At 56.2% G+C, this 25,146-nt stretch carries 20 protein-coding genes and 1 riboswitch; of the genes, 8 read left to right on the top strand and 12 right to left on the bottom strand.

Annotation, left to right across the window (positions count from 1 at the left end; genetic code table 11):
- The first annotated feature begins 113 nt into the window (after positions 1-113).
- Positions 114-4,142: a DNA-directed RNA polymerase subunit beta gene (gene rpoB / locus QMN93_RS14145; RefSeq protein ID WP_023334099.1), complete on the top strand. Its 4,029-nt coding sequence runs from the start codon at positions 114-116 to the stop codon at positions 4,140-4,142.
- Between the two features lie 76 nt (positions 4,143-4,218).
- A complete protein-coding gene (gene rpoC, locus QMN93_RS14140) occupies positions 4,219-8,442 on the top strand; it encodes a DNA-directed RNA polymerase subunit beta' (RefSeq protein WP_023309968.1) in 4,224 nt (1,407 codons plus the stop codon).
- A 115-nt stretch (positions 8,443-8,557) separates the two neighbouring features.
- Here the strand turns inward: rpoC and QMN93_RS14135 are convergent, their stop codons facing one another.
- The 10 genes from QMN93_RS14135 to QMN93_RS14090 form a co-directional block, all read right to left on the bottom strand.
- The gene (locus QMN93_RS14135; RefSeq protein WP_008503455.1) at positions 8,558-8,875 is read right to left on the bottom strand and encodes a PTS lactose/cellobiose transporter subunit IIA; all 318 of its coding nucleotides are present in this window, start codon (positions 8,873-8,875) and stop codon (positions 8,558-8,560) included.
- On the bottom strand, positions 8,875-9,183 hold the full coding sequence (locus QMN93_RS14130) for a PTS sugar transporter subunit IIB (RefSeq protein ID WP_023334100.1): 309 nt from the start codon (positions 9,181-9,183) through the stop codon (positions 8,875-8,877). Before QMN93_RS14130 ends, QMN93_RS14135 begins: the two co-directional genes overlap by 1 nt.
- Positions 9,184-9,363: 180 nt before the next feature.
- Positions 9,364-10,905, bottom strand: a complete 1,542-nt coding sequence (locus tag QMN93_RS14125; RefSeq protein WP_069303505.1) for a sensor domain-containing diguanylate cyclase — start codon at positions 10,903-10,905, stop codon at positions 9,364-9,366.
- 337 nt (positions 10,906-11,242) lie between these two features.
- The gene (gene thiH / locus QMN93_RS14120) at positions 11,243-12,370 is read right to left on the bottom strand and encodes a 2-iminoacetate synthase ThiH (RefSeq protein WP_069303506.1); all 1,128 of its coding nucleotides are present in this window, start codon (positions 12,368-12,370) and stop codon (positions 11,243-11,245) included.
- On the bottom strand, positions 12,367-13,137 hold the full coding sequence (gene thiG, locus QMN93_RS14115) for a thiazole synthase (RefSeq protein WP_047059535.1): 771 nt from the start codon (positions 13,135-13,137) through the stop codon (positions 12,367-12,369). The genes thiH and thiG overlap by 4 nt, the downstream gene beginning before the upstream one ends.
- A gap of 1 nt (position 13,138) precedes the next feature.
- Positions 13,139-13,339 carry a sulfur carrier protein ThiS gene (thiS, locus tag QMN93_RS14110; RefSeq protein WP_039262358.1) on the bottom strand — a complete coding sequence of 67 codons (201 nt, stop codon included), beginning with the start codon at positions 13,337-13,339 and terminating at the stop codon, positions 13,139-13,141.
- Positions 13,323-14,078, bottom strand: coding sequence for a HesA/MoeB/ThiF family protein (locus QMN93_RS14105; RefSeq protein WP_193138772.1), 756 nt, complete (start codon positions 14,076-14,078; stop codon positions 13,323-13,325). Before QMN93_RS14105 ends, thiS begins: the two co-directional genes overlap by 17 nt.
- Positions 14,065-14,706, bottom strand: a complete 642-nt coding sequence (thiE, locus tag QMN93_RS14100) for a thiamine phosphate synthase (protein WP_045889037.1) — start codon at positions 14,704-14,706, stop codon at positions 14,065-14,067. The genes QMN93_RS14105 and thiE overlap by 14 nt, the downstream gene beginning before the upstream one ends.
- Positions 14,706-16,601, bottom strand: a complete 1,896-nt coding sequence (gene thiC / locus QMN93_RS14095; RefSeq protein WP_033146986.1) for a phosphomethylpyrimidine synthase ThiC — start codon at positions 16,599-16,601, stop codon at positions 14,706-14,708. Before thiC ends, thiE begins: the two co-directional genes overlap by 1 nt.
- A 78-nt stretch (positions 16,602-16,679) precedes the next feature.
- Positions 16,680-16,791: riboswitch (TPP riboswitch) on the bottom strand.
- A gap of 54 nt (positions 16,792-16,845) precedes the next feature.
- Positions 16,846-17,343 (bottom strand): Rsd/AlgQ family anti-sigma factor, encoded by a 498-nt coding sequence (locus tag QMN93_RS14090; RefSeq protein ID WP_023334107.1) that lies wholly within the window; start codon positions 17,341-17,343, stop codon positions 16,846-16,848.
- Positions 17,344-17,438: 95 nt separating this feature from the next.
- On the opposite strand from QMN93_RS14090, the gene nudC reads away from it, so the two are divergent.
- The 6 genes from nudC to QMN93_RS14060 all read left to right on the top strand — a co-directional run bounded on the left by nudC (position 17,439) and on the right by QMN93_RS14060 (position 21,791).
- Positions 17,439-18,212 carry an NAD(+) diphosphatase gene (gene nudC, locus QMN93_RS14085; protein WP_193138773.1) on the top strand — a complete coding sequence of 258 codons (774 nt, stop codon included), beginning with the start codon at positions 17,439-17,441 and terminating at the stop codon, positions 18,210-18,212.
- A 38-nt stretch (positions 18,213-18,250) separates the two neighbouring features.
- Positions 18,251-19,315, top strand: a complete 1,065-nt coding sequence (gene hemE, locus QMN93_RS14080) for a uroporphyrinogen decarboxylase (protein ID WP_193138774.1) — start codon at positions 18,251-18,253, stop codon at positions 19,313-19,315.
- A 9-nt stretch (positions 19,316-19,324) separates the two neighbouring features.
- Complete coding sequence (gene nfi / locus QMN93_RS14075) at positions 19,325-19,996, top strand: deoxyribonuclease V (protein WP_069303509.1); 672 nt, start codon at positions 19,325-19,327, stop codon at positions 19,994-19,996.
- A 41-nt stretch (positions 19,997-20,037) separates the two neighbouring features.
- Complete coding sequence (locus QMN93_RS14070) at positions 20,038-20,628, top strand: YjaG family protein (protein WP_069303510.1); 591 nt, start codon at positions 20,038-20,040, stop codon at positions 20,626-20,628.
- A 186-nt stretch (positions 20,629-20,814) separates the two neighbouring features.
- On the top strand, positions 20,815-21,087 hold the full coding sequence (hupA, locus tag QMN93_RS14065) for a nucleoid-associated protein HU-alpha (protein ID WP_002445246.1): 273 nt from the start codon (positions 20,815-20,817) through the stop codon (positions 21,085-21,087).
- 11 nt (positions 21,088-21,098) lie between these two features.
- A complete protein-coding gene (locus tag QMN93_RS14060; protein ID WP_033146981.1) occupies positions 21,099-21,791 on the top strand; it encodes a DUF1481 domain-containing protein in 693 nt (230 codons plus the stop codon).
- A 43-nt stretch (positions 21,792-21,834) separates the two neighbouring features.
- Here the strand turns inward: QMN93_RS14060 and purD are convergent, their stop codons facing one another.
- Both purD and purH read right to left on the bottom strand, forming a co-directional pair.
- Positions 21,835-23,127, bottom strand: a complete 1,293-nt coding sequence (purD, locus tag QMN93_RS14055) for a phosphoribosylamine--glycine ligase (protein ID WP_182382805.1) — start codon at positions 23,125-23,127, stop codon at positions 21,835-21,837.
- Between the two features lie 15 nt (positions 23,128-23,142).
- Entirely contained in the window at positions 23,143-24,732 is a 1,590-nt protein-coding gene (purH, locus tag QMN93_RS14050) for a bifunctional phosphoribosylaminoimidazolecarboxamide formyltransferase/IMP cyclohydrolase (RefSeq protein WP_064673100.1), read from the bottom strand.
- Positions 24,733-25,146 lie beyond the last annotated feature (414 nt).

Below are 25,146 nucleotides of genomic sequence, written 5' to 3'. Positions count from 1 at the left end.
ATAGCAACAGGTATTGCGGAAAGTATTCAATTTTCCGGTCCACAAAATGGTGTTGCACAAACTGTCCCTTCGTCGGACAGATGGGTCGACTTGTCAGCGAGCTGAGGAACCCTATGGTTTACTCCTATACCGAGAAAAAACGTATTCGTAAGGATTTTGGTAAACGTCCACAAGTTCTGGACATTCCATATCTCCTTTCTATCCAGCTTGACTCGTTCCAGAAGTTTATCGAGCAAGATCCTGAAGGGCAGTACGGTCTGGAAGCAGCCTTCCGCTCCGTGTTCCCGATTCAGAGCTACAGCGGTAACTCCGAGCTGCAGTACGTCAGCTACCGCCTTGGCGAACCGGTGTTTGACGTTCAGGAATGTCAGATCCGTGGCGTGACCTATTCCGCACCGCTGCGCGTAAAACTGCGTCTGGTGATCTACGAGCGCGAAGCGCCGGAAGGCACCGTAAAAGACATTAAAGAACAAGAAGTCTACATGGGTGAAATTCCACTCATGACAGACAACGGTACTTTCGTTATCAACGGTACTGAGCGTGTTATCGTTTCCCAGCTGCACCGTAGCCCGGGCGTCTTCTTCGACAGCGATAAAGGTAAAACACACTCTTCCGGTAAAGTACTGTATAACGCACGCATCATTCCTTACCGTGGTTCATGGCTGGACTTCGAGTTCGATCCGAAAGACAACCTGTTTGTCCGTATCGACCGTCGTCGTAAGCTGCCTGCAACCATCATTCTGCGTGCGCTGCAATACACCACTGAACAGATCCTGGACCTGTTCTTTGAGAAAGTGATCTTTGAAATCCGCGACAACAAGCTGCAGATGGAGCTGGTGCCGGAACGTCTGCGTGGCGAGACCGCGTCGTTCGACATCGAAGCCGACGGCAAAGTGTATGTGGAAAAAGGTCGCCGTATCACCGCGCGCCACATCCGCCAGCTGGAAAAAGATGATATCAAACTCATCGAAGTTCCGGTTGAGTACATTGCAGGAAAAGTAGCCGCGAAAGATTACGTTGATGAGTCAACGGGTGAGCTGATCTGCCCAGCGAACATGGAGCTGAGCCTGGATCTGCTGGCTAAGCTGAGCCAGTCTGGTCACAAACGTATCGAAACGCTGTTCACCAACGATCTGGACCACGGCGCGTATATTTCTGAAACTATTCGCGTCGACCCAACCACCGATCGTCTGAGCGCGCTGGTAGAAATCTACCGCATGATGCGTCCTGGTGAGCCACCAACTCGCGAAGCGGCGGAAAGCCTGTTCGAGAACCTGTTCTTCTCCGAAGACCGCTACGATCTGTCCGCGGTTGGTCGTATGAAGTTCAACCGTTCTCTGCTGCGCGACGAAATCGAAGGTTCCGGTATCCTGAGCAAAGACGACATCATCGAAGTGATGAAGAAGCTCATCGATATCCGTAACGGTAAAGGCGAAGTGGACGATATCGACCACCTCGGCAACCGTCGTATCCGTTCCGTAGGCGAAATGGCGGAAAACCAATTCCGCGTTGGCCTGGTACGTGTAGAGCGTGCGGTGAAAGAGCGTCTGTCTCTGGGCGATCTGGATACCCTGATGCCTCAGGATATGATCAACGCCAAGCCGATTTCTGCAGCAGTGAAAGAGTTCTTCGGTTCCAGCCAGCTGTCTCAGTTCATGGACCAGAACAACCCGCTGTCTGAGATTACGCACAAACGTCGTATCTCTGCACTCGGCCCAGGCGGTCTGACCCGTGAACGCGCAGGCTTTGAAGTTCGAGACGTACACCCGACGCACTACGGTCGCGTATGTCCAATCGAAACGCCTGAAGGTCCAAACATCGGTCTGATCAACTCCCTGTCCGTGTACGCACAGACTAACGAATACGGTTTCCTCGAGACCCCGTACCGTAAAGTGACTGACGGTGTTGTAACCGACGAAATTCACTACCTGTCTGCTATCGAAGAAGGCAACTACGTTATCGCTCAGGCGAACTCCAACCTGGATGACGAAGGCCACTTTGTAGAAGATCTGGTTACCTGCCGTAGCAAAGGCGAATCCAGCTTGTTCAGTCGCGACCAGGTTGACTACATGGACGTATCCACCCAGCAGGTGGTATCCGTCGGTGCGTCCCTGATCCCGTTCCTGGAACACGATGACGCCAACCGTGCATTGATGGGTGCGAACATGCAACGTCAGGCCGTTCCAACTCTGCGCGCTGATAAGCCGCTGGTTGGTACCGGTATGGAACGTGCTGTTGCCGTTGACTCCGGTGTTACTGCAGTTGCTAAACGTGGCGGTACTGTTCAGTACGTCGATGCATCCCGTATCGTTATCAAAGTTAACGAAGACGAGATGTATCCGGGCGAAGCTGGTATCGACATTTATAACCTGACCAAATACACCCGTTCTAACCAGAACACCTGTATCAACCAGATGCCTTGCGTATCTCTGGGTGAGCCAGTTGAGCGCGGCGACGTGCTGGCAGACGGTCCGTCCACCGACCTCGGTGAACTGGCGCTCGGTCAGAACATGCGCGTAGCGTTCATGCCGTGGAACGGTTACAACTTCGAAGACTCCATCCTCGTCTCCGAGCGTGTGGTTCAGGAAGATCGTTTCACCACCATCCACATTCAGGAACTGGCATGTGTGTCTCGTGACACCAAGCTGGGGCCAGAAGAGATCACCGCTGACATCCCTAACGTGGGTGAAGCTGCGCTCTCCAAACTGGATGAATCCGGTATCGTTTACATCGGTGCGGAAGTGACCGGCGGCGACATTCTGGTTGGTAAGGTTACGCCGAAAGGTGAAACCCAGCTGACGCCAGAAGAGAAACTGCTGCGTGCAATCTTCGGTGAGAAAGCGTCTGACGTTAAAGACTCTTCTCTGCGCGTACCAAACGGTGTTTCCGGTACGGTTATCGACGTTCAGGTCTTCACCCGTGACGGCGTTGAGAAAGATAAGCGTGCGCTGGAAATCGAAGAGATGCAGCTCAAACAGGCTAAGAAAGACCTGTCTGAAGAACTGCAGATCCTCGAAGCGGGTCTGTTCAGCCGTATCTATGCTGTGCTGGTTGCCGGTGGCGTTGAAGCTGAGAAGCTCGACAAACTGCCACGCGATCGCTGGCTGGAACTGGGCCTGACCGACGAAGAGAAACAAAATCAGCTGGAACAGCTGGCTGAGCAGTATGACGAACTGAAACACGAGTTCGAGAAAAAACTCGAAGCGAAACGCCGCAAAATCACTCAGGGCGACGATCTGGCACCAGGCGTGCTGAAGATTGTTAAGGTGTATCTGGCTGTTAAACGTCAGATCCAGCCTGGTGATAAGATGGCAGGTCGTCACGGTAACAAGGGTGTTATCTCTAAGATCAACCCGATCGAAGATATGCCGCACGATGCTAACGGTACGCCGGTAGATATCGTACTGAACCCACTGGGCGTACCGTCTCGTATGAACATTGGTCAGATCCTGGAAACTCACCTGGGTATGGCTGCGAAAGGTATTGGCGACAAGATTAACGCCATGCTGAAGCAGCAGGAAGAGGTCGCGAAGCTGCGCGAATTCATCCAGCGTGCCTACGATCTGGGTACTGACGTGCGTCAGAAAGTCGACCTGAATACCTTCAGCGATGAAGAAGTGCTGCGTCTGGCTGAGAACCTGAAAAAAGGTATGCCAATCGCAACGCCGGTCTTCGATGGCGCGAAAGAAGCTGAAATTAAAGAGCTGCTGCAACTGGGTGGTCTGCCAACGTCTGGTCAGATTACGCTGTTTGACGGCCGTACCGGTGAACAGTTCGAGCGTCCGGTAACCGTAGGTTACATGTACATGCTGAAACTGAACCACCTGGTCGACGACAAGATGCACGCTCGTTCTACCGGTTCTTATAGCCTGGTTACTCAGCAGCCGCTGGGTGGTAAGGCACAGTTCGGTGGTCAGCGCTTCGGGGAGATGGAAGTGTGGGCGCTGGAAGCATACGGCGCGGCATACACCCTGCAGGAAATGCTCACCGTTAAGTCTGATGACGTGAACGGTCGTACCAAGATGTATAAAAACATCGTGGACGGCAACCATCAGATGGAGCCGGGCATGCCAGAATCCTTCAACGTACTGTTGAAAGAGATTCGTTCGCTGGGTATCAACATCGAACTGGAAGACGAGTAATTCTCGCTCAAACAGGTCACTGGTGCCGGGTTAATCCCCGGCACCAGATTGTGCTAACTCCGACGGGAGCAAATCCGTGAAAGATTTATTAAAGTTTCTGAAAGCGCAGACTAAAACCGAAGAGTTTGATGCGATCAAAATTGCTCTGGCTTCGCCAGACATGATCCGTTCATGGTCTTTCGGTGAAGTTAAAAAGCCGGAAACCATCAACTACCGTACGTTCAAACCTGAGCGTGACGGCCTTTTCTGTGCGCGTATTTTCGGGCCAGTAAAAGATTACGAGTGCCTGTGCGGTAAGTACAAGCGCCTGAAACACCGTGGTGTGATCTGTGAGAAGTGCGGCGTTGAAGTGACCCAGACCAAAGTGCGTCGTGAGCGCATGGGCCACATCGAGCTGGCGTCTCCGACCGCTCACATCTGGTTCCTGAAATCTCTGCCGTCCCGTATCGGTCTGCTGCTGGATATGCCGCTGCGCGATATCGAACGCGTTCTGTACTTCGAATCTTATGTGGTTATCGAAGGCGGGATGACGAACCTGGAACGTCATCAGATCCTGACTGAAGAGCAGTATCTGGACGCGCTGGAAGAGTTCGGTGACGAATTCGATGCGAAGATGGGTGCGGAAGCTATTCAGGCCCTGCTGAAGAGCATGGATCTGGAGCAAGAGTGCGAGCAGCTGCGTGAAGAGCTGAACGAAACCAACTCCGAAACCAAACGTAAAAAGCTGACCAAGCGTATCAAACTGCTGGAAGCGTTCGTTCAGTCTGGTAACAAACCAGAGTGGATGATCCTGACCGTTCTGCCGGTTCTGCCGCCAGATCTGCGTCCACTGGTTCCGCTGGATGGTGGTCGTTTCGCAACGTCCGATCTGAACGATCTGTATCGTCGCGTTATCAACCGTAACAACCGTCTGAAACGTCTGCTGGATCTGGCTGCGCCGGACATCATCGTACGCAACGAAAAACGTATGCTGCAGGAAGCGGTTGACGCCCTGCTGGATAACGGCCGTCGCGGTCGTGCGATCACCGGTTCTAACAAACGTCCTCTGAAATCTTTGGCCGACATGATCAAAGGTAAACAGGGTCGTTTCCGTCAGAACCTGCTCGGTAAGCGTGTTGACTACTCCGGTCGTTCTGTAATCACCGTAGGTCCATACCTGCGTCTGCATCAGTGCGGTCTGCCGAAGAAAATGGCACTGGAGCTGTTCAAACCGTTCATCTACGGCAAGCTGGAGTTGCGAGGACTCGCCACCACCATCAAAGCCGCTAAGAAAATGGTTGAGCGTGAAGAAGCTGTCGTTTGGGATATCCTGGACGAAGTTATCCGCGAACACCCGGTACTGCTGAACCGTGCACCAACTCTGCACCGTTTGGGTATCCAGGCATTTGAGCCAGTCCTGATCGAAGGTAAAGCTATCCAGCTGCACCCGCTGGTTTGTGCGGCCTATAACGCCGACTTCGATGGTGACCAGATGGCTGTTCACGTACCGCTGACGCTGGAAGCCCAGCTCGAAGCGCGTGCGCTGATGATGTCTACCAACAACATCCTGTCCCCAGCGAACGGTGAACCTATCATCGTTCCTTCTCAGGACGTTGTATTGGGTCTGTACTACATGACCCGTGACTGTGTTAACGCCAAAGGCGAAGGCATGGTGCTGACTGGCCCGAAAGAAGCTGAGCGTATTTATCGCGCTGGCCTGGCCTCTCTGCATGCGCGCGTTAAAGTGCGTATCACCGAATATGAAAAAGATGAAAACGGCGAATTCGTTGCGAAAACCAGCCTGAAAGACACGACCGTTGGCCGTGCCATTCTGTGGATGATCGTACCGAAAGGTCTGCCTTTCTCCATCGTCAACCAGGCGCTGGGCAAGAAAGCGATCTCCAAAATGCTGAACACCTGTTACCGCATTCTGGGTCTGAAGCCGACCGTTATCTTCGCTGACCAGACAATGTATACCGGCTTTGCTTATGCAGCGCGTTCAGGTGCATCTGTTGGTATCGATGACATGGTCATCCCAGAGAAGAAACACGAGATCATCTCTGAAGCGGAAGCCGAAGTTGCTGAGATCCAGGAGCAGTTCCAGTCTGGTCTGGTTACCGCGGGCGAACGCTATAACAAAGTTATCGATATCTGGGCAGCGGCGAACGATCGTGTATCCAAAGCGATGATGGATAACCTGCAGACCGAAACCGTGATTAACCGTGACGGCGTAGAAGAGCAGCAGGTTTCCTTCAACAGCATCTACATGATGGCCGACTCCGGTGCGCGTGGTTCCGCAGCACAGATTCGTCAGCTGGCAGGTATGCGTGGTCTGATGGCGAAGCCAGATGGCTCCATCATCGAAACGCCAATCACCGCGAACTTCCGTGAAGGTCTGAACGTACTCCAGTACTTCATCTCCACCCACGGTGCTCGTAAAGGTCTGGCGGATACCGCACTGAAAACTGCGAACTCCGGTTATCTGACGCGTCGTCTGGTTGACGTTGCGCAGGATCTGGTTGTGACCGAAGACGATTGTGGCACCCTCGAAGGTATCACCATGACCCCGGTTATCGAGGGTGGTGATGTTAAAGAGCCACTGCGCGATCGCGTTCTGGGTCGTGTAACCGCGGAAGACATTCTGAAGCCGGGTACTGCAGACATTCTGGTTCCACGCAACACGCTGCTGCACGAGCACTGGTGTGACCTGCTGGAAGCGAACTCTGTTGACTCCGTGAAAGTACGTTCCGTTGTATCCTGTGACACCGACTTTGGTGTATGTGCGCACTGCTACGGTCGTGACCTGGCGCGTGGCCACATCATCAACAAAGGTGAAGCAATCGGCGTTATCGCGGCACAGTCGATCGGTGAGCCGGGTACACAGCTGACGATGCGTACGTTCCACATCGGTGGTGCGGCATCTCGTGCGGCTGCTGAATCCAGCATCCAGGTGAAAAACAAAGGTAGCATCAAGCTCAGCAACGCGAAGTCTGTTGTTAACTCCGCAGGCAAGCTGGTTGTGACCTCTCGTAACACCGAGCTGAAGCTGATCGACGAATTCGGTCGTACCAAAGAGAGCTATAAAGTGCCTTACGGTGCGGTTATGGCGAAAGGTGATGGCGAGCAGGTTGCCGGCGGTGAAACCGTTGCAAACTGGGATCCACACACCATGCCGGTTATCACCGAAGTAAGTGGTTTCATCCGCTTCACTGACATGATCGACGGCCAGACCATTACTCGTCAGACCGACGAGCTGACCGGTCTGTCTTCTCTGGTGGTTCTGGATTCTGCTGAACGTACTACCGGTGGTAAAGATCTGCGTCCTGCACTGAAAATCGTTGATGCTCAGGGTAACGACGTTCTGATCCCTGGTACCGACATGCCTGCGCAGTACTTCCTGCCGGGTAAAGCGATCGTTCAGCTGGAAGATGGCATTCAGATCGGTGCGGGTGATGCTCTGGCGCGTATTCCACAGGAATCCAGCGGTACCAAGGACATCACCGGTGGTCTGCCACGCGTTGCGGACCTGTTCGAAGCACGTCGTCCGAAAGAGCCTGCAATCCTGGCTGAAATCAGCGGTATCATCTCCTTCGGTAAAGAGACCAAAGGGAAACGCCGTCTGGTTATCACTCCAGTAGATGGCAGCGAACCGTACGAAGAGATGATTCCTAAGTGGCGTCAGCTCAACGTGTTCGAAGGTGAACGTGTAGAACGTGGTGACGTGGTTTCCGATGGTCCAGAAGCTCCGCACGACATTCTGCGTCTTCGTGGCGTCCACGCGGTAACGCGTTACATCACCAACGAAGTACAGGACGTTTACCGTCTGCAGGGCGTTAAGATTAACGATAAGCACATCGAAGTTATCGTTCGTCAGATGCTGCGTAAAGCAACCATCGAAAACGCAGGCAGCTCCGAGTTCCTGGAAGGCGAGCAGGTTGAATACTCACGCGTCAAGATCGCTAACCGCGAACTGGAAGCGAACGGCAAAATCGGTGCGACCTTCTCGCGCGATCTGCTGGGTATCACCAAAGCGTCTCTGGCAACCGAGTCCTTCATCTCTGCAGCATCGTTCCAGGAAACGACTCGTGTCCTGACCGAAGCCGCTGTTGCAGGTAAACGTGATGAACTGCGCGGTCTGAAAGAGAACGTTATCGTGGGTCGTCTGATCCCGGCGGGTACCGGTTATGCGTACCACCAGGATCGTATGCGTCGTCGTGCTGCGGGCGAACTGCCAGCTGCACCGCAGGTAACTGCTGAAGATGCATCCGCGAGCCTGGCAGAACTGCTGAACGCAGGTCTGGGCGGTTCCGACAACGAGTAATCGTTGATGCCCGGTGATGAACATTACCGGGCATGTGCCTCGTAGGTCGGGTAAGCTCAGCGCCACCCGACAATAAAAAACCCGCCGAGGCGGGTTTTTTTACATCTATAGGTAATCAGTTTACCAACGGGATCCGTCGATAAAGCTCAATCATATCGCCCGCCAGATCCTGAATGACCATCGCGTTCATCAGGTGATCCTGAGAGTGGACGGTGATCAGGTTTACCGGAAGCTTCCCGGTCCCTTCGTCAAGACCGATAAGCTGCGTCTGGATCGTGTGCGCATGCTTCACATATTCGCGCGACTCTTCCATCGCTTTTTCAGCTTCGTCAAACTCACCTTTACGCGCCATCTGAAGCGCCGTCAGGGCCGCACTGCGCGCCGCGCCTGCATTGACCAGCAGTTCCATAATCGTGGTTTCTAAGTCTTCCATTATGACTCCAGGAGTTTGAGCGCTTTTTCCAGGACGGCATCGCCTTTCATCATGCCGTAATCCATCATGTCGATCACCGCGACCTTTTTACCCAGCGGCTCGGCCTGCGCCTGAAGTTTAGCCTGCTCGTATTTAACCTGTGGCCCCAGCAATACGATGTCGGCCGTCGCGATGTTGTCTTTAAACTCCGCAACCGGAACGGCTTTAATGGTGACTTCAACCCCTTTTTTCTGCGCGGCGTCTTTCATACGTTGAACCAGCATGCTGGTTGACATTCCCGCTGCACAGCATAAAACGATGTTCTTCATAATCAGCCTCGATCTACATGTGTTTATTGATAATTATCCCGTGCAGAGCGCTTCAACAACCGGTTTACCGCGATTGTGTGTCAGGCATCACAAAGAAACCGGCGATTTTCTGAAACCGGTTACAATTTTGCATTGTCGGGTACCCGGCCCGTTGAAACGGGCAGGGTGAAAGAGGGAGGATTAGCTGATGGACGTTCGATTGATGCGGTTTTTGCCCTGCTGTTTGGCGCTGTAGAGGGCGCTATCAACGCTTCCGACAAATTGCTCCAGCGGTTCAAAATGCCACTCCCCAAGACCGCCGCTGAACGTAACCCGCAGGTTTTCTTCTCGCCAGACGCGTTTTTCAACTGCGGTACGCCAGGCTTCCAGCAATGAGAGCGCAGACGTCATCTGCTCAGCCTGGAAGATTACCGCGAACTCTTCTCCACCGTACCGGTAAATCGAGACGTGATGTGGCTGCATAATCTGGATCCCTTCGCGGGCCACGTTGCGCAGAACGATATCACCGGTCAGGTGGCCCAGCGTGTCGTTAATCGACTTGAAGTTATCGATGTCCACCAGCGCCAGCGCGAAAGGCTGCTGGGCATTCAGCAGCTCCGCGATATCGCTATCGAACGCGCGGCGGTTTTTACAGCCCGTCAGCGCATCGTGAGTGGCCTGGCGCACATAGGCCATCTCACGCTCTTTATTGGACTGGATAGTGTGGCTCAGCATCGCTTCCAGGCGCGGCGCTTCGCTGACGTCGCCGGTTTTGATGGCATTGATAATGTGCATCAGCACGGTACGCGAGGCGTGACGGAGGTATAAGCCGAAGAGGATGATGATGATTGCCGCCAGCGCAAACCCCCAGCCAACAATCGTCGTTTCGTGGCGGGTGATATCGGTGAGCGTCTCGCCAGAGACCCGGTAGATGACAAACCAGTCCGGATTGGTAAACGAGTAGTAGTAGTACCAGGCGTTGCTTTTCTTATCGTAAAGGTGGCCTTCGCCGCTGGTCATTTTGTCCATCAGCGCTTCGCTCACGTAGTGTTTGAAGAGCGCGCCTGTATCCGGGTGAAGCACAACGGCGCCGTCGCGTTCAACGACGAAGAATTCTCCCTGGACGGGCGCCACCATCTGACGCAGGGTGAAGCCCATTGACGTCAAATCGAGATGAAACGCGATCGTTCCCTTCAGTCTGCCTTCGGGAGAAATCAATGGCTTATAAAGTGTGACCGTCGGATGGCCGGTGAAATAGTCCATGTACGGGCGAGTATAGTGGCTGAAGATACTGGCTTCGGCCTGAGCGATAAACCACGGCCGCGTCCGGGGATCGAAGGTTTTACTCTTCTCCGTGGGGAGCACTTCCGGCGCGCGGAGATAATGCCCCTGCGTGTCCGCCAGCGAGATGGAGGACACGGTCGGCATCAGGTTTTGCAAATGCATCATCATCTGAAGCCCCTGCGTCGGGTTGACGTTGAGCGTCTCGTTTAGCCTGTCGTCGCGGGCAAAGTAAATCGCGGAACGGCCCAGGATATAGTCGTTTTCACGCAGGATAGATTCGGTATAGTTCACCGCCAGGTTGTGCGTGAAATTGCTGTTGATCTTATGATAATCCTCAAGAAAATCCTTTCGTTGCGAAAGCGTCACCGCGATCGCGATCACCGCAAAACTGCAGAGGATCCCCGCGAAGCTGAGCATGATTGGCCGGGTAAAAGAGAGCTTTTTGCTGTGAAGTGCCATGAGCTGTACATCGTTCCTGATGGTGATTACTTTTCGTCTGCCGATATCCTCTCAGCATAGTCGCTGTCCTGCGGTTAGCGGTGAATTATACGACACACGATTTCTGGCGGGATGATTTATCTTAAGAACCATTAAGAAAATACTTATTCAACCTGCTGGCGGCCGTGTGCGCAATGAACCAGAGGCAGGGCGAAACGAGGAAGAAGCTTTTCGCCCTGGTCAGCATCCGTTGCTGACCGTGTGACAATAAAAAACCGGACGATCGCTGACAACCACCCGGTTTTGCCTTTTCGTCGTGCCTCGACAATTTTTTATGGCGTTGCAGTACGTTTCAGCGTCATTGCGAGGTTCTTCCCAGCCAGCTGTCCCAGTCTTTCCAGACAGGCTGAAGACCCTGCGCCGTCAGGGCTGCGGCGACCGCTTCCGGACGTCGTCCGTCATGCGGCACAAACTGCTCGAGCTCCGGACGATCGTCGGCGTAGCCGCCAGGCTGCGTTTTGGAAAACGCGCTGACGTTGTTAATCGCAAGCGGGATAACGCGATCGCGAAACGCCGGGGATTCACGCGTTGAGAGCGATAATTCCACTTCCGGGGCGAGCAGGCGAAACGCACAGATGGCCTGCACCAGCTGGCGTTCATCCATCAGCGAAGCCGGTTCAATCCCGCCCGCGCAAGGCCTCAGGCGCGGGAAGGAGATGGAATAACGGCTCTGCCAGTAGTGCTGCTGAAGCCACAGCAAATGTTCCGCCACCATGTAACAATCCACCCGCCAGCTGTCAGAGAGCCCGATCAGCGCGCCCAGACCGATTTTGTCGATCCCCGCGCGACCCAGCCTGTCCGGCGTTTCCAGGCGGAAAAAGAAATCCTGTTTCTTGCCCTTCAGGTGATGCCGGGCGTACGTCGCCTCGTGATAGGTTTCCTGGTAGACCATGACCCCGTCCAGCCCGAGGGTTTTTAGCTCCGCGTACTCCTCCTGCGCCAGGGGCTGCACTTCCATCTGCAACGACGCAAACTGACGACGAATGGCGGGAAGGTGCTGACGGAAATAGTCCATTCCCACTTTTCCCTGATGTTCGCCCGTGACAAGCAGAAGATGTTCAAAGCCCATTTCACGAATGGCCGCGCACTCGCGGGCGATCTCACCTTCATCGAGCGTTTTACGCTTGATGCGGTTGCTCATGGAAAAACCGCAGTAGGTGCAGTCATTGGCGCACAGGTTTGATAGATAGAGCGGCACGTAGAAGCTTACCGTGTTGCCAAAACGCTGGCGGGTGAGCCGCTGCGCTCGCTGGGCCATCGGCTCGAGGTACGCGCTGGCCGCCGGGGAGAGCAGGGCCATCAGATCCTCGCGGGTCAGATGGCGGGCATGCAGCGCGCGCTCCACGTCAGCCGCCGTTTTGCTGTTAATGCGCAGGGCAATGTCGTCCCAGTTAAGCTGCCGCCAGCGCTCGGTAAACGTGCTCATGAGATCGCCTCCAGAAAACCGGTCAGCGGGCTGGTGGCCTGTGCCTGGAAACTGCGCGAGCCGGGGCCAGACTCCCTTGCCAGCAGGCCAGCCTCTACGGCCATGCGGAACGCACGCGCCATCATGACCGGATCGTCGGCAACCGCGATGGCTGTGTTGACCAGCACCGCGTCGGCGCCCATCTCCAGCGCCTGCGCGGCATGGCTGGGCACGCCAATGCCCGCATCAACCACCACCGGCACGGTAGCCTGCTCAATAATGATTTCCAGCATCGCGCGGGTTTCCAGCCCCTGATTGGAGCCAATGGGGGCACCCAGCGGCATGACAGCGGCGCAGCCGACCTCTTCCAGCCGTTTGCACAGAACAGGGTCGGCGCCGCAGTAAGGCAGGACGATAAACCCTTGCTGCACCAGCTTTTCAGCTGCTTTCAGCGTTTCGATGGGGTCGGGCAGCAGCCAGCGGGCGTCAGGATGAATTTCCAGCTTCAGCCAGCGGGTGCCGAGCGCCTCGCGGGCCAGCTGCGCGGCAAAAATCGCCTCTTCGGCCGTTTTGGCACCGGAGGTGTTGGGCAGCAGCGTGACGCCTGCCTCCAGTAAAGGCGCCAGAATGGCATCGCTGTGATGGCGCAGATCCACGCGCTTGAGCGCCAGCGTCACCAGCTGGCTGCCGCTTTCGCGAATGGCATCCACCATCAGCTGCGGCGAGGCGAATTTTCCGGTTCCGGTAAACAGATGTGAATCAAAGACTTTATCGGCAATACGTAACATCTCAGCCCCCTGCGATAACCTGAAACAGCAGGATCTGGTCGCCGTCATTGACCTGCTGATGTTCCCACTGCTCGCGCGGCAGGATCTGTTGATTGAGCGCCAGCGCCGTTCCCGGCTTGAGCTGGCGCAGCTTGTCGAGCAGTACCGCAACGGTGAGCCCGTCGTCGCATTTCATCGGCTCATCGTTAAACAGAATGCGCATCGCGGCCTCCGCATACCGGGCAGCGGCTGGCGCGGTGTAACGCCAGATGGCGCCAGCCGCTGGAGCGGGCATCAAACAGCCGCAGCGTATTGCGTTCCGTCTCCATGCCGCTGAGCAGCTTGATGGCCTCCAGCGCCTGCATTGTGCCCATTACGCCGACCACCGGACCAAGAATGCCCGCCGTACGGCAGTTGCGCGCCGGCTCGGCATCATCCGGCCACAGGCAGCGATAGCAGCCCTGCGACCACGGCGGGGTCAGGACCATCATCTGCCCGCCGAACCCCACCGCGCTGGCGGTGATAAGCGGCGTATTATTTGCCACGCAGGCGGCGTTAATCGCCTGGCGCGTCGCCATGTTGTCGGTACAGTCCAGCACCACGTCGGCAAGGGCGACCTCACGGCGCAGGTTTTCACCGCTGAGCCGATCCTGCAGGGCAATCAGCGCGATATCCGGGTTGAGCTGGTTCAGGCGCTGCCGGGTAATTTGCGCTTTTGGCTGGTTGATATCCTCGGTGGTAAAGAGGATTTGTCGCTGCAGGTTGCTGAGGTGAACCTCGTCGTCGTCGGCCAGCACCAGCGTACCGATACCTGCACCAGCCAGATAAAGCGCGGCGGGCGCGCCTAGCCCGCCCAGACCGACAATCAGCACCCGGCTGGCGAGCAGCTTTTGCTGTCCGTTGATGGCGATATCTTCCAGCAGGATCTGACGGCTATAGCGCATAAAATCACGATCGTTCATCACCCGCTCCTGCCAGCTGTAACAGCTGTTCGGTGGCAAGACGCCAGTCTGCGGCCTGGGTGATGGCGCTGACGACGGCGATACTGCCGACGCCGGTCTCCAGCACCGCCGGGGCGCGTTCAAGGCTGATTCCGCCAATGGCGACGGTAGGGTAATCGGCAAGGCGTTTAACGTGACTCGCCAGCTGCGTCAGACCCTGCGGTGCGGAGGGCATCTGCTTGGTTTGCGTCGGGAAGACGTGACCCAGCGCGATGTAAGAGGGACGGGCCGCCAGCGCCACGTCGATCTCCATGTCATCGTGCGTTGAAACGCCAAGACGCAACCCGGCTTCGCGGATAGCGCTCAGATCCGTTGTTTCCAGGTCCTCCTGACCCAGGTGCACGCCGTACGCCTGGTGCTTAACGGCCAGCCGCCAGTAATCGTTGATAAACAGACGGGCGTTATGCCGACGGCCAAGCGCGATGGCGGCAGCCACATCGGCTTCCACCTCGTCATCGCGTTTATCCTTGATGCGCAGCTGGATCGTTCGAACGCCTGTCTCCAGCAGGCGCTCTATCCACTCCACGCTGTCCACCACCGGATAGAGCCCTAAACGGTAGGGGACAGGCGGGAAATCGGGCTTATACATTACGCCTCCTCTTTTTTGAGGTAGATTTCGCCGCCTCTGGCGCGGAAGGTTTCAGACATGTCCGCCATCCCCACTTCAATGGTCTGCGCGGCGGCGTAGTCGCGCACCTCCTGGCTGATTTTCATCGAGCAGAATTTTGGCCCGCACATAGAGCAGAAGTGCGCGACTTTGCCTGATTCCTGCGGGAGTGTCTCGTCGTGATAGGCGCGGGCGGTGAACGGGTCCAGCGCCAGGTTGAACTGGTCTTCCCAGCGGAATTCAAAGCGTGCCTTCGACATGGCGTTATCGCGGATTTGCGCTCCCGGATGGCCTTTGGCCAGATCCGCCGCGTGGGCGGCGATTTTGTAGGTGATCAGCCCCTGCTTCACGTCCTCTTTGTTTGGCAGGCCGAGGTGCTCTTTCGGCGTCACGTAGCAGAGCATGGCGCAGCCGAACCAGCCGATCATCGCCGCGCCAATGCCCGACGTGAAGTGGTCATAGCCCGGCGCAATATCGGTGGTCAACGGCCCCAGGGTATAGAACGGCGCTTCGTGGCAGTGCTCCAGCTCCTCGGTCATGTTGCGGCGGATCATCTGCATCGGCACGTGTCCCGGACCTTCAATCATCACCTGCACGTCATACTCCCAGGCGATTTTGGTCAGTTCACCCAGCGTGTGCAGTTCGGCAAACTGCGCTTCGTCGTTGGCGTCGCGGATCGAGCCCGGACGCAGGCCGTCGCCCAGAGAAAGTGATACGTCGTAGGCAGCGCAGATTTCGCAGATCTCGCGGAAGTGTTCGTAGAGGAAGTTTTCCTGGTGATGGGACAGACACCACTTCGCCATGATGGAACCGCCGCGCGAGACGATGCCGGTCAGACGCTTCGCGGTCATCGGCACGTAGCGCAGCAGCACGCCCGCGTGAATGGTGAAGTAGTCCACGCCCTGCTCGGCCTGCTCCAGCAGCGTGTCGCGGAACGCTTCCCAGGTAAGGTCTTCGGCGATGCCGTTGACCTTTTCCAGCGCCTGATAAATCGGGACGGTGCCAATCGGTACCGGGCTGTTACGCAGGATCCATTCGCGGGTTTCGTGAATATAGCGTCCAGTGGAGAGATCCATTACCGTGTCCGCGCCCCAGCGCGTGGACCAGACCAGCTTTTCCACCTCTTCTTCGATGGAGGAGGTGACGGCCGAGTTACCGATGTTAGCGTTGACCTTCACCAGGAAGTTGCGGCCGATAATCATCGGCTCGGATTCCGGGTGGTTGATATTAGCAGGGATAATCGCGCGGCCTGCGGCCACTTCGTCACGCACAAATTCCGGCGTGATGTTCTCCGGTAGGCGAGCGCCAAAGCCTTCACCCGGATGCTGATAGCGCAGCACTTCGCTACGGATGCGCTCGCGACCCATGTTTTCGCGAATGGCGATGAACTCCATCTCCGGCGTGACGATGCCCCGGCGCGCGTAGTGCAGCTGGGTCACGCATTTGCCCGCTTTAGCGCGTTTTGGCGTCAGCAGGCCGGTAAAGCGCAGCTCGTCCAGGCCGTCGTCGGCCAGGCGCTCTTTGGTATACGCAGAACTCAGGACGCTCAGCTCTTCGCAGTCGTTACGCGCGTCAATCCACGGCTGGCGCAGCTTAGCCAGACCCTGCTGGACGTTGATGGCAACATCAGGATCGCCGTAAGGTCCGGAGGTGTCATATACCGGCACGGCTTCGTTGTCTTCATACTGCGGGTTATCTTTGCTGCCGCCGATAAGCGTCGGGCTAAGCTGGATTTCGCGCATTGGGACGCGGATATCGGCCTGCGAGCCGGAAATGTAGATGCGTTTCGAGTTCGGGAAAGCGGTGCCTTCCAGCGTGTCGATGAAGTGTTGGGCCTGTGCGCGCTGTTCGCGGCGGGTCAGTTTTGCAGTAGACATAGCTCATTCCAAAAGTGAAGGACATGGCTTGTCAGACGACGGATGAAGCAAGAGAGGATCGCCCTCAGGCGATACAACAGCAGTGTGACTCTTGTTCCCTTCGCAGGTATTAGCCTGATCAGGTTCCGCGGATCCCGAATTAACGGTCTCAGCCCGCGCTTTCAGGCGCTGGGCACTCCGACAAGAAAAATCCCCCTCGCGAGAGGGGCGAATGGTTGTAAATTACTCGTTAACGATGAAGAACTCAAGCAGGGCGCGCGACGTTCTCTTCGTTACTGATGTTCAAATCATTGTCCAGAACGAGGGCGATCAGCTTATCTTCCAGCGTGAATCGCTCTTCCAGCGCTTCACCGAGGTCGGATAGCGCCCGCTGGAACTCAAGATAGTTATCGTGATCGATGGCGTTCTCAAGCGCGGAATCATAGTAATCCATGATCTGCTGGGTGTTGGCTTCAAGCAGCGGATAGAGCTTGCTGGCCGCTAAATACGGCGTTGTCCCTTCCATTTCGCGGATAATGCGTTCATAAATATTGAAATGGCCGTCGGACAGATAGTCGACCAGGCCCTGACAAAAATCATCCAGCGCTTTTTCATTCAGTCGCATAAACGATTCTTTGCCAGGCTTAATACCGACCAGATTGTAATAAGCCACGAGTAGATGCTTGCGCACATGTAGCCAGCGATCCACCAGTTTGTTACTTCCTCTAACGCGCTCAGTCAGGCTTTCCAGCTGGTTTAACATGGTCGACTCCGCAAAATGTAGGATTGAATCTGCTTATCCAGAATGTAACCACAATGCTAACAACATGTCAGTGAAGCGAAGGTAGTGCAATAGATATGGATCGTATTATTGAAAAATCAGATCTTGGTTGGTGGATCGTCAGTCACGAACAAAAATTATGGCTTCCTGCCGGGGAAATCCCCTATGGCGCAGCTGAGGCGTTCGACCTTGTTGGCCAGCCAGCGCTAAAGATCGGCGAGTGGCAGGATGAGCCCGTGTGGTTGATCCAACAGCCCCGCCGCCAGGATATGGGATCTGTGCGCCAGGTGCTGGATCTGGACGTGGGGCTGTTCCAGCTGGCGGGGCGCGGCGTGCAGCTGGCAGAGTTTTACCGCTCGCATAAATACTGCGGCTACTGCGGTCATACCATGCGTCCGAGCAAAACCGAGTGGGCGATGCTCTGCAGCCACTGCCGCGAGCGCTACTATCCGCAGATTGCGCCGTGCATTATCGTCGCTATCCGCCGGGAGGATTCCATCCTGCTGGCGCAGCATACCCGCCATCGCAACGGCATCCGCACCGTGCTGGCCGGCTTCGTCGAAGTGGGCGAAACGCTGGAGCAGGCGGTGGCGCGCGAGGTGATGGAGGAGAGCGGGATCAAAGTGAAGAACCTGCGCTACGTCACCTCCCAGCCGTGGCCGTTCCCGCAGTCGCTGATGACGGCATTTATGGCCGAATACGACAGCGGCGAGATCGTTATCGACCAGAAAGAGCTGCTGGACGCGAACTGGTATCGCTACGACGATTTACCGCTGTTGCCTCCGCCGGGCACCGTGGCGCGTCGGCTGATAGAAGATACCGTGGCGATGTGTCGGGCCGAGTATGAGTAGTGTTACACTGAGGCCATGACGCTTAAGGAACTGCAAAAATGACCGAACTGAAGAACGATCGTTATCTGCGTGCGCTGCTGCGCCAGCCCGTTGATGTCACCCCGGTGTGGATGATGCGCCAGGCGGGACGCTATCTGCCAGAGTACAAAGCCACGCGCGCGCAGGCGGGCGATTTTATGTCGCTGTGCAAAAACGCCGAGCTGGCCTGTGAAGTCACGCTCCAGCCGCTGCGCCGCTTCCCGCTGGATGCTGCGATCCTCTTCTCGGATATTCTGACCATTCCGGATGCAATGGGCCTTGGCCTGTACTTCGAAACCGGTGAAGGCCCGCGTTTCACCTCCCCGATCAAAAGCAAAGCCGACGTGGATAAGCTGCCGATCCCCGATCCGGAAGGCGAGCTGGGCTACGTGATGAACGCCGTACGCACCATCCGCCGCGAGCTGAAAGGTGAAGTGCCGCTGATTGGCTTCTCCGGCAGCCCGTGGACGCTGGCGACCTATATGGTGGAAGGGGGCAGCAGCAAAGCCTTCACCATGATTAAAAAGATGATGTACGCCGAGCCGATGGCCCTGCATGCGCTGCTCGATAAGCTGGCAAAGAGCGTTACCCTCTATCTGAACGCGCAGATTAAGGCCGGTGCGCAGTCGGTGATGATTTTCGATACCTGGGGCGGCGTGCTGACCGGGCGCGATTATCAGCAGTTCTCCCTGTACTACATGCACAAAATCGTTGACGGCCTGCTGCGTGAAAACGAAGGTCGCCGCGTGCCGGTGACGCTGTTCACCAAAGGCGGCGGTCAGTGGCTGGAAGCGATGGCGGCCACCGGCTGCGACGCGCTGGGCCTCGACTGGACGACCGATATTGCCGATGCCCGCCGTCGCGTGGGCGACAAAGTGGCGCTGCAGGGCAACATGGACCCGTCCATGCTCTATGCGCCGCCTGCCCGCATTGAAGAAGAAGTGTCGACTATACTGTCTGGTTTCGGCCAGGGGGAAGGCCACGTCTTTAACCTCGGCCACGGTATTCATCAGGATGTGCCGCCAGAACACGCAGGCGTATTTGTGGAGGCGGTGCATCGGCTTTCTGCCCAGTATCACAAGTAAGGAGTGGTTATGGATCTCGCGTCGCTACGCGCTCAACAAATCGAACTGGCTTCATCGGTGATCCGCGAGGATCGTCTGGATAAAGATCCTCCGCAGTACATTGGCGGAGCAGACGTCGGATTTGAGCAGGGTGGGGAAGTGACGCGAGCGGCGATGGTGGTACTGAAATACCCTTCGCTTGAACTGGTGGAGTACAAGGTTGCGCGTATCGCGACCACCATGCCGTACATTCCGGGCTTTCTCTCCTTCCGCGAATATCCCGCGCTGCTGGCAGCGTGGGAGCAACTCTCGCAAAAACCTGACCTGCTGTTTGTCGATGGACACGGTATCTCACACCCGCGCCGTTTAGGCGTTGCCAGCCACTTTGGGCTGCTGGTGGATGTGCCGACCATTGGCGTTGCCAAGAAACGCCTGTGCGGCGCGTTTGAACCTCTTTCAGACGAGCCGGGCGCGCTGGCGCCGCTTATCCATAAAGGTGAGCAGCTAGCGTGGGTCTGGCGCAGCAAGGCACGCTGTAATCCGCTCTTTATCGCCACGGGGCATCGGGTGAGCATGGACAGCGCCCTGGCGTGGGTGCAGCGCTGCATGAAGGGCTACCGCTTGCCGGAGCCGACGCGCTGGGCAGACGCCGTGGCATCTTCGCGTCCGGCTTTTGTTCGTTGGCAGGAAATTCAGCGATGATTCGGGTAAACTGCGCCTAATTTTCGATTCGAGAGATCATCATGCTACAAAACCCGATTCACCTGCGCCTTGAGAAACTTGAAAGCTGGCAGCACGTGACGTTTATGGCTTGCCTGTGCGAGCGCATGTATCCCAACTATGCCGCGTTCTGTAAGGAGACGGGCTTTGGTGATGGCCATATCTACCGCCGCATTCTGGATCTGATCTGGGAAACGCTGACGGTGAAAGACGCGAAGGTGAACTTCGACTCCCAGCTGGAAAAGCTGGAAGAGGCGATTCCGGCTGCGGATGATTTTGACCTGTACGGTGTCTACCCGGCGATTGATGCCTGCGTGGCGTTAAGCGAACTGCTCCACTCCCGTCTGAGCGGTGAAACGCTGGAGCACGCAGTTGAAGTCAGTAAGGCATCGATTACGACCGTCGCGATGCTGGAAATGACCCAGGAAGGTCGCGAGATGACCGACGAAGAGCTGCGTGCGAACCCGGCGGTTGAGCAAGAATGGGACATTCAGTGGGAAATTTTCCGCCTGCTGGCAGAGTGCGAAGAACGCGATATTGAGCTGATAAAAGGGCTGCGCGCGGACTTACGAGAGGCTGCTGAGAGCAATATTGGTATAATTTTTAACCAATGAGACAATAAATCTTGAGATAACGCCCGTTTTGTCGCTCCTCGACTCTTCCCTTTCGCCCCTTGTCTGGTCTACATTTGGGGGGCGAAAAAAAGTGGCTATCGGTGCGTGTATGCAGGAGAGTGCTTTTTTGGCATTTTCGTCGCACTCGATGCTTAGCAAGCGATAAACACATTGAAAGGATAACTTATGAACAAGACTCAACTGATTGATGTAATTGCGGACAAGGCTGATCTGTCTAAAGTGCAGGCTAAAGCTGCTCTGGAATCTACCCTGGCTGCTATTACTGAGTCTCTGAAAGAAGGCGATGCTGTGCAACTGGTTGGTTTCGGTACCTTCAAAGTGAACCACCGCGCTGAGCGTACTGGCCGCAACCCGCAGACCGGTAAAGAAATCAAAATCGCCGCAGCTAACGTGCCGGCATTTGTTTCTGGTAAAGCACTGAAAGACGCTGTTAAGTAAGACGCGTGGCAGTGAACAGTTTTAGCGAAGGGGCGGCAACGCCCCTTTTGTCTTTCTGGCGTGGAACGCTCGCGCTGGCAGGCATGCTGCTGCTGTCAGCCTGCAGCCACGACACCTCCCTGCCGCCGTTTACCGCCAGCGGCTACGCGGACAACCAGGGTGCTGTGAGGATCTGGCGCAAAGATTCCGGCGGCGAAGTGCATCTGCTTTCTGCCTTCAGCCCGTGGCATAACGGCAATACGTCGACTGCGGAATATCGCTGGCAGGGAGATGACCTGTCGCTGATTGAACTGAACGTCTACAGCAAGACCCCCGAACACGTGAAAGTGCGTTTTGACGACCATGGCGAGCTGAGCTTTATGCAGCGCGAGGTCAGCGGTCAAAAACAGCAGCTTTCCAGCGATCAAATTGCCCTCTACCGTTATCGTGCCGAACAAATCCGCCAGACCAGCGATGCGCTTCGTCTGGGCCGCGTTGTGCTGCGCCAGGGGCGCTGGCATGCCGATGGGACGGTGACAACCTGCGAAGGGCAGACGGTCAAGCCCGAGCTCGAATCCTGGGCAACCGAACACATTCAACGCCGTCAGCGTCATTCATCAATGGAGGTGAGTGTGGCGTGGCTGGAAGCGCCGGAAGGCTCTCAGCTGCTGCTGGTGGCGAACGAAGACTTCTGCACCTGGCAGCCGACAGAGAAGAGTTTTTGATTTAAATCCCCTCTCCCTTGAGGGAGAGGGTTAGGGTGTGAAATTACTCGCCCTGCTCGCGCGCAATCGCACGATAACCGATATCCTGACGGCTAAAGCTGCCGTTCCAGTGAATATCCGCCATCAGCGCATAGGCGCGTTTCTGCGCTTCTGCCACGGTATGGCCCAGCGCGGTTGCACACAGCACGCGTCCGCCGTTGGTGAGGACGCGATCGTCGTCAGCCAGCTTCGTACCCGCATGGAACACCTTCGCACCGTCAATCTCTTCCAGCGGCAGGCCGTGGATTTCATCCCCGGTGTTGTAGTTGCCCGGATAACCGCCTGCAGCAATCACCACGCCCAGAGACGCACGCTCGTCCCACTCTGAGGTTTTCTCGTCGAGCTTGCCTTCGCAGGCTGCCAGACACAGTTCCACCAGATCGGATTTCATGCGCAGCATGATGGGCTGCGTTTCCGGATCGCCAAAGCGGCAGTTGAATTCGATGACCTTAGGGTTACCCTGCTTGTCGATCATCAGACCCGCATAGAGGAAACCGGTGTAGGTGTTGCCTTCCGCCGCCATCCCTTTCACGGTTGGCCAGATGACGCGATCCATGGTGCGCTGGTGGACTTCATCAGTCACTACCGGAGCGGGGGAGTAAGCGCCCATTCCGCCAGTATTCGGGCCGGAATCGCCATTGCCCACGCGCTTGTGGTCCTGGCTGGTGGCCATCGGCAGAACGTGCTCGCCGTCGACCATCACGATAAAGCTGGCCTCTTCACCGTCGAGGAACTCTTCGATCACGATGCGGTGGCCCGCGTCGCCAAAGGCGTTACCCGCCAGCATATCCTGAACCGCGGCTTCCGCTTCTTCGAGCGTCATCGCCACGATCACGCCTTTACCAGCGGCCAGGCCGTCGGCCTTGATCACAATCGGCGCGCCTTTTTCACGCAGGTAGGCCAGGGCTGGCTCCACTTCGGTGAAGTTCTGATATTCCGCCGTCGGGATGTTATGACGCGCGAGGAAATCTTTGGTGAAGGCTTTGGAGCCTTCCAGCTGCGCGGCGCCTTCCGTTGGCCCGAAGATTGTCAGACCCGCCGCGCGGAACGCATCCACCACGCCGATCACCAGCGGCGCTTCCGGGCCCACAATCGTCAGATCGATTTTCTCGCTCTGGGCAAAGCTCAGCAGCGCAGGAATATCGGTTACGCCAATAGCCACGTTTTGCAGCGCGGGTTCCAGCGCGGTACCGGCGTTGCCCGGTGCCACGAAGACTGTTTTCACCCGCGGAGACTGCGCCGCTTTCCACGCCAGAGCGTGCTCGCGTCCGCCGTTACCAATCACTAATACTTTCATTTTCTGCTCCGGGAATTAATGGCGGAAGTGGCGCATGTCGGTGAAGATCATTGCAATGCCATGTTCGTCGGCAGCGGCAATCACTTCGTCGTCGCGAATTGAGCCGCCAGGCTGGATCACACAGGTGATGCCCACTGCAGCCGCCGCGTCGATACCGTCACGGAACGGGAAGAAGGCGTCAGAAGCCATGGCGGAGCCTTTTACTTCCAGACCTTCATCGCCTGCTTTAATGCCCGCGATTTTCGCGGAGTAAACGCGGCTCATCTGGCCTGCGCCTATCCCGATAGTCATGTTTTCTTTGGCGTAGACGATGGCGTTGGATTTGACGAACTTCGCGACCTTCCAGCAGAACAGCGCGTCACGCAGTTCCTGTTCGGTAGGCTGGCGTTTCGTTACCACGCGCATGTCGGCTTCTGTCACCATACCCAGATCGCGGTCCTGAACCAGCAGGCCGCCGTTCACGCGCTTGAAGTCCAGGCCCGGCACGCGTTCTGCCCACTGGCCGCAAACCAGCACGCGCACGTTCTGTTTTGCCGCGGTGATTTTCAGCGCTTCTTCGGAGGCCGATGGCGCGATGATCACTTCAACAAACTGGCGGGAGATGATGGCCTGCGCGGTTTCAGCATCCAGCTCGCGGTTGAAGGCGATAATGCCGCCGAACGCGGAGGTCGGGTCGGTTTTGTACGCGCGATCGTAGGCATCCAGAATAGAGGTGCTCACGGCAACGCCGCATGGGTTCGCGTGCTTAACGATAACGCAGGCCGGCTCGCTGAACTCTTTCACGCATTCCAGCGCGGCGTCGGTGTCAGCAATGTTGTTATAGGATAGCGCTTTGCCCTGAACCTGCTGAGCGGTCGCAACAGAGGCTTCTTTAACCTCTTCTTCTATATAGAAGGCTGCCTGCTGGTGGCTGTTCTCGCCGTAACGCATATCCTGCTTCTTAATGAAATTCAGATTCAGGGTGCGCGGGAAGCGGCCAGAAGGATCTTTGCTTTCACCGTGGTAAGCAGGCACCAGGCTACCGAAGTAGTTGGCGATCATGCTGTCGTACGCCGCGGTGTGCTCGAAGGCTTTGATGGCGAGGTCGAAACGCGTTTCCAGAGTCAGTGACCCTTCGTTGGCATCCATCTCATTAATAATGGTTTCGTAATCGCTGCTCTTTACGACAATGGCCACATCTTTATGGTTCTTGGCCGCGGAGCGCACCATGGTTGGGCCGCCGATATCAATATTCTCTACGGCATCTTCCAGAGAACAGCCTTCGCGAGCAACGGTCTGGGCAAACGGATAGAGGTTAACGACAACCATATCGATTGGGGCGATGTCATGCTGTTCCATAATGGCGTCGTCCTGACCGCGACGGCCAAGAATACCGCCGTGAACTTTCGGATGCAGGGTTTTGACGCGTCCATCCATCATTTCCGGGAAACCGGTGTAATCGGACACTTCGGTTACCGGCAGACCTTTATCTGCTAACAGGCGAGCGGTACCGCCTGTAGAAAGCAGCTCCACACCGCGTGCGGAAAGTGCCTGAGCGAATTCGACGATACCGGCTTTATCAGAAACACTGAGCAGAGCGCGGCGGACTGGACGACGTTGTTGCATGGTAAATCCCCTGGATTTCACGATTACAGAGAGCGTTAGATGAATTTTCCTGCGAAAAACTCATCTAACACACCTGACGGGGCATCCTTATTAAGCGCGAGCATTTTAACGAAAACGTTTGCGCAACGCTCGCACATTTTCACTTTTTCGTATCATTGTGGATAAGTCTGTGTGTAAAAAGGTATAAGGCGGGGTTTTGCTGTGGAATGCAGCAGTCAGTCATTTTTCTGTCATTTAGCGGTTGCGGCCTGCTGAGAACTCCCTATAATGCGCCTCCATCGACACGGCGGATGTGAATCACTTCACAAACAACCCGGTCGGTTGACGAGAAAAAATTCTGAAATAACGGGTTGACTCTGAAAGAGGAAAGCGTAATATACGCCACCTCGCAACGGTGAGCGAAAGCCGCGTTGC

The organism is Enterobacter sp. R-1.6.2 (genome assembly GCF_035064085.1).
Classification (GTDB): Bacteria; Pseudomonadota; Gammaproteobacteria; order Enterobacterales; family Enterobacteriaceae; genus Enterobacter; species Enterobacter asburiae_B.
Note: the sequence above shows the minus strand (reverse complement) of the source record. Positions and strands in the feature narration are given on the sequence as shown.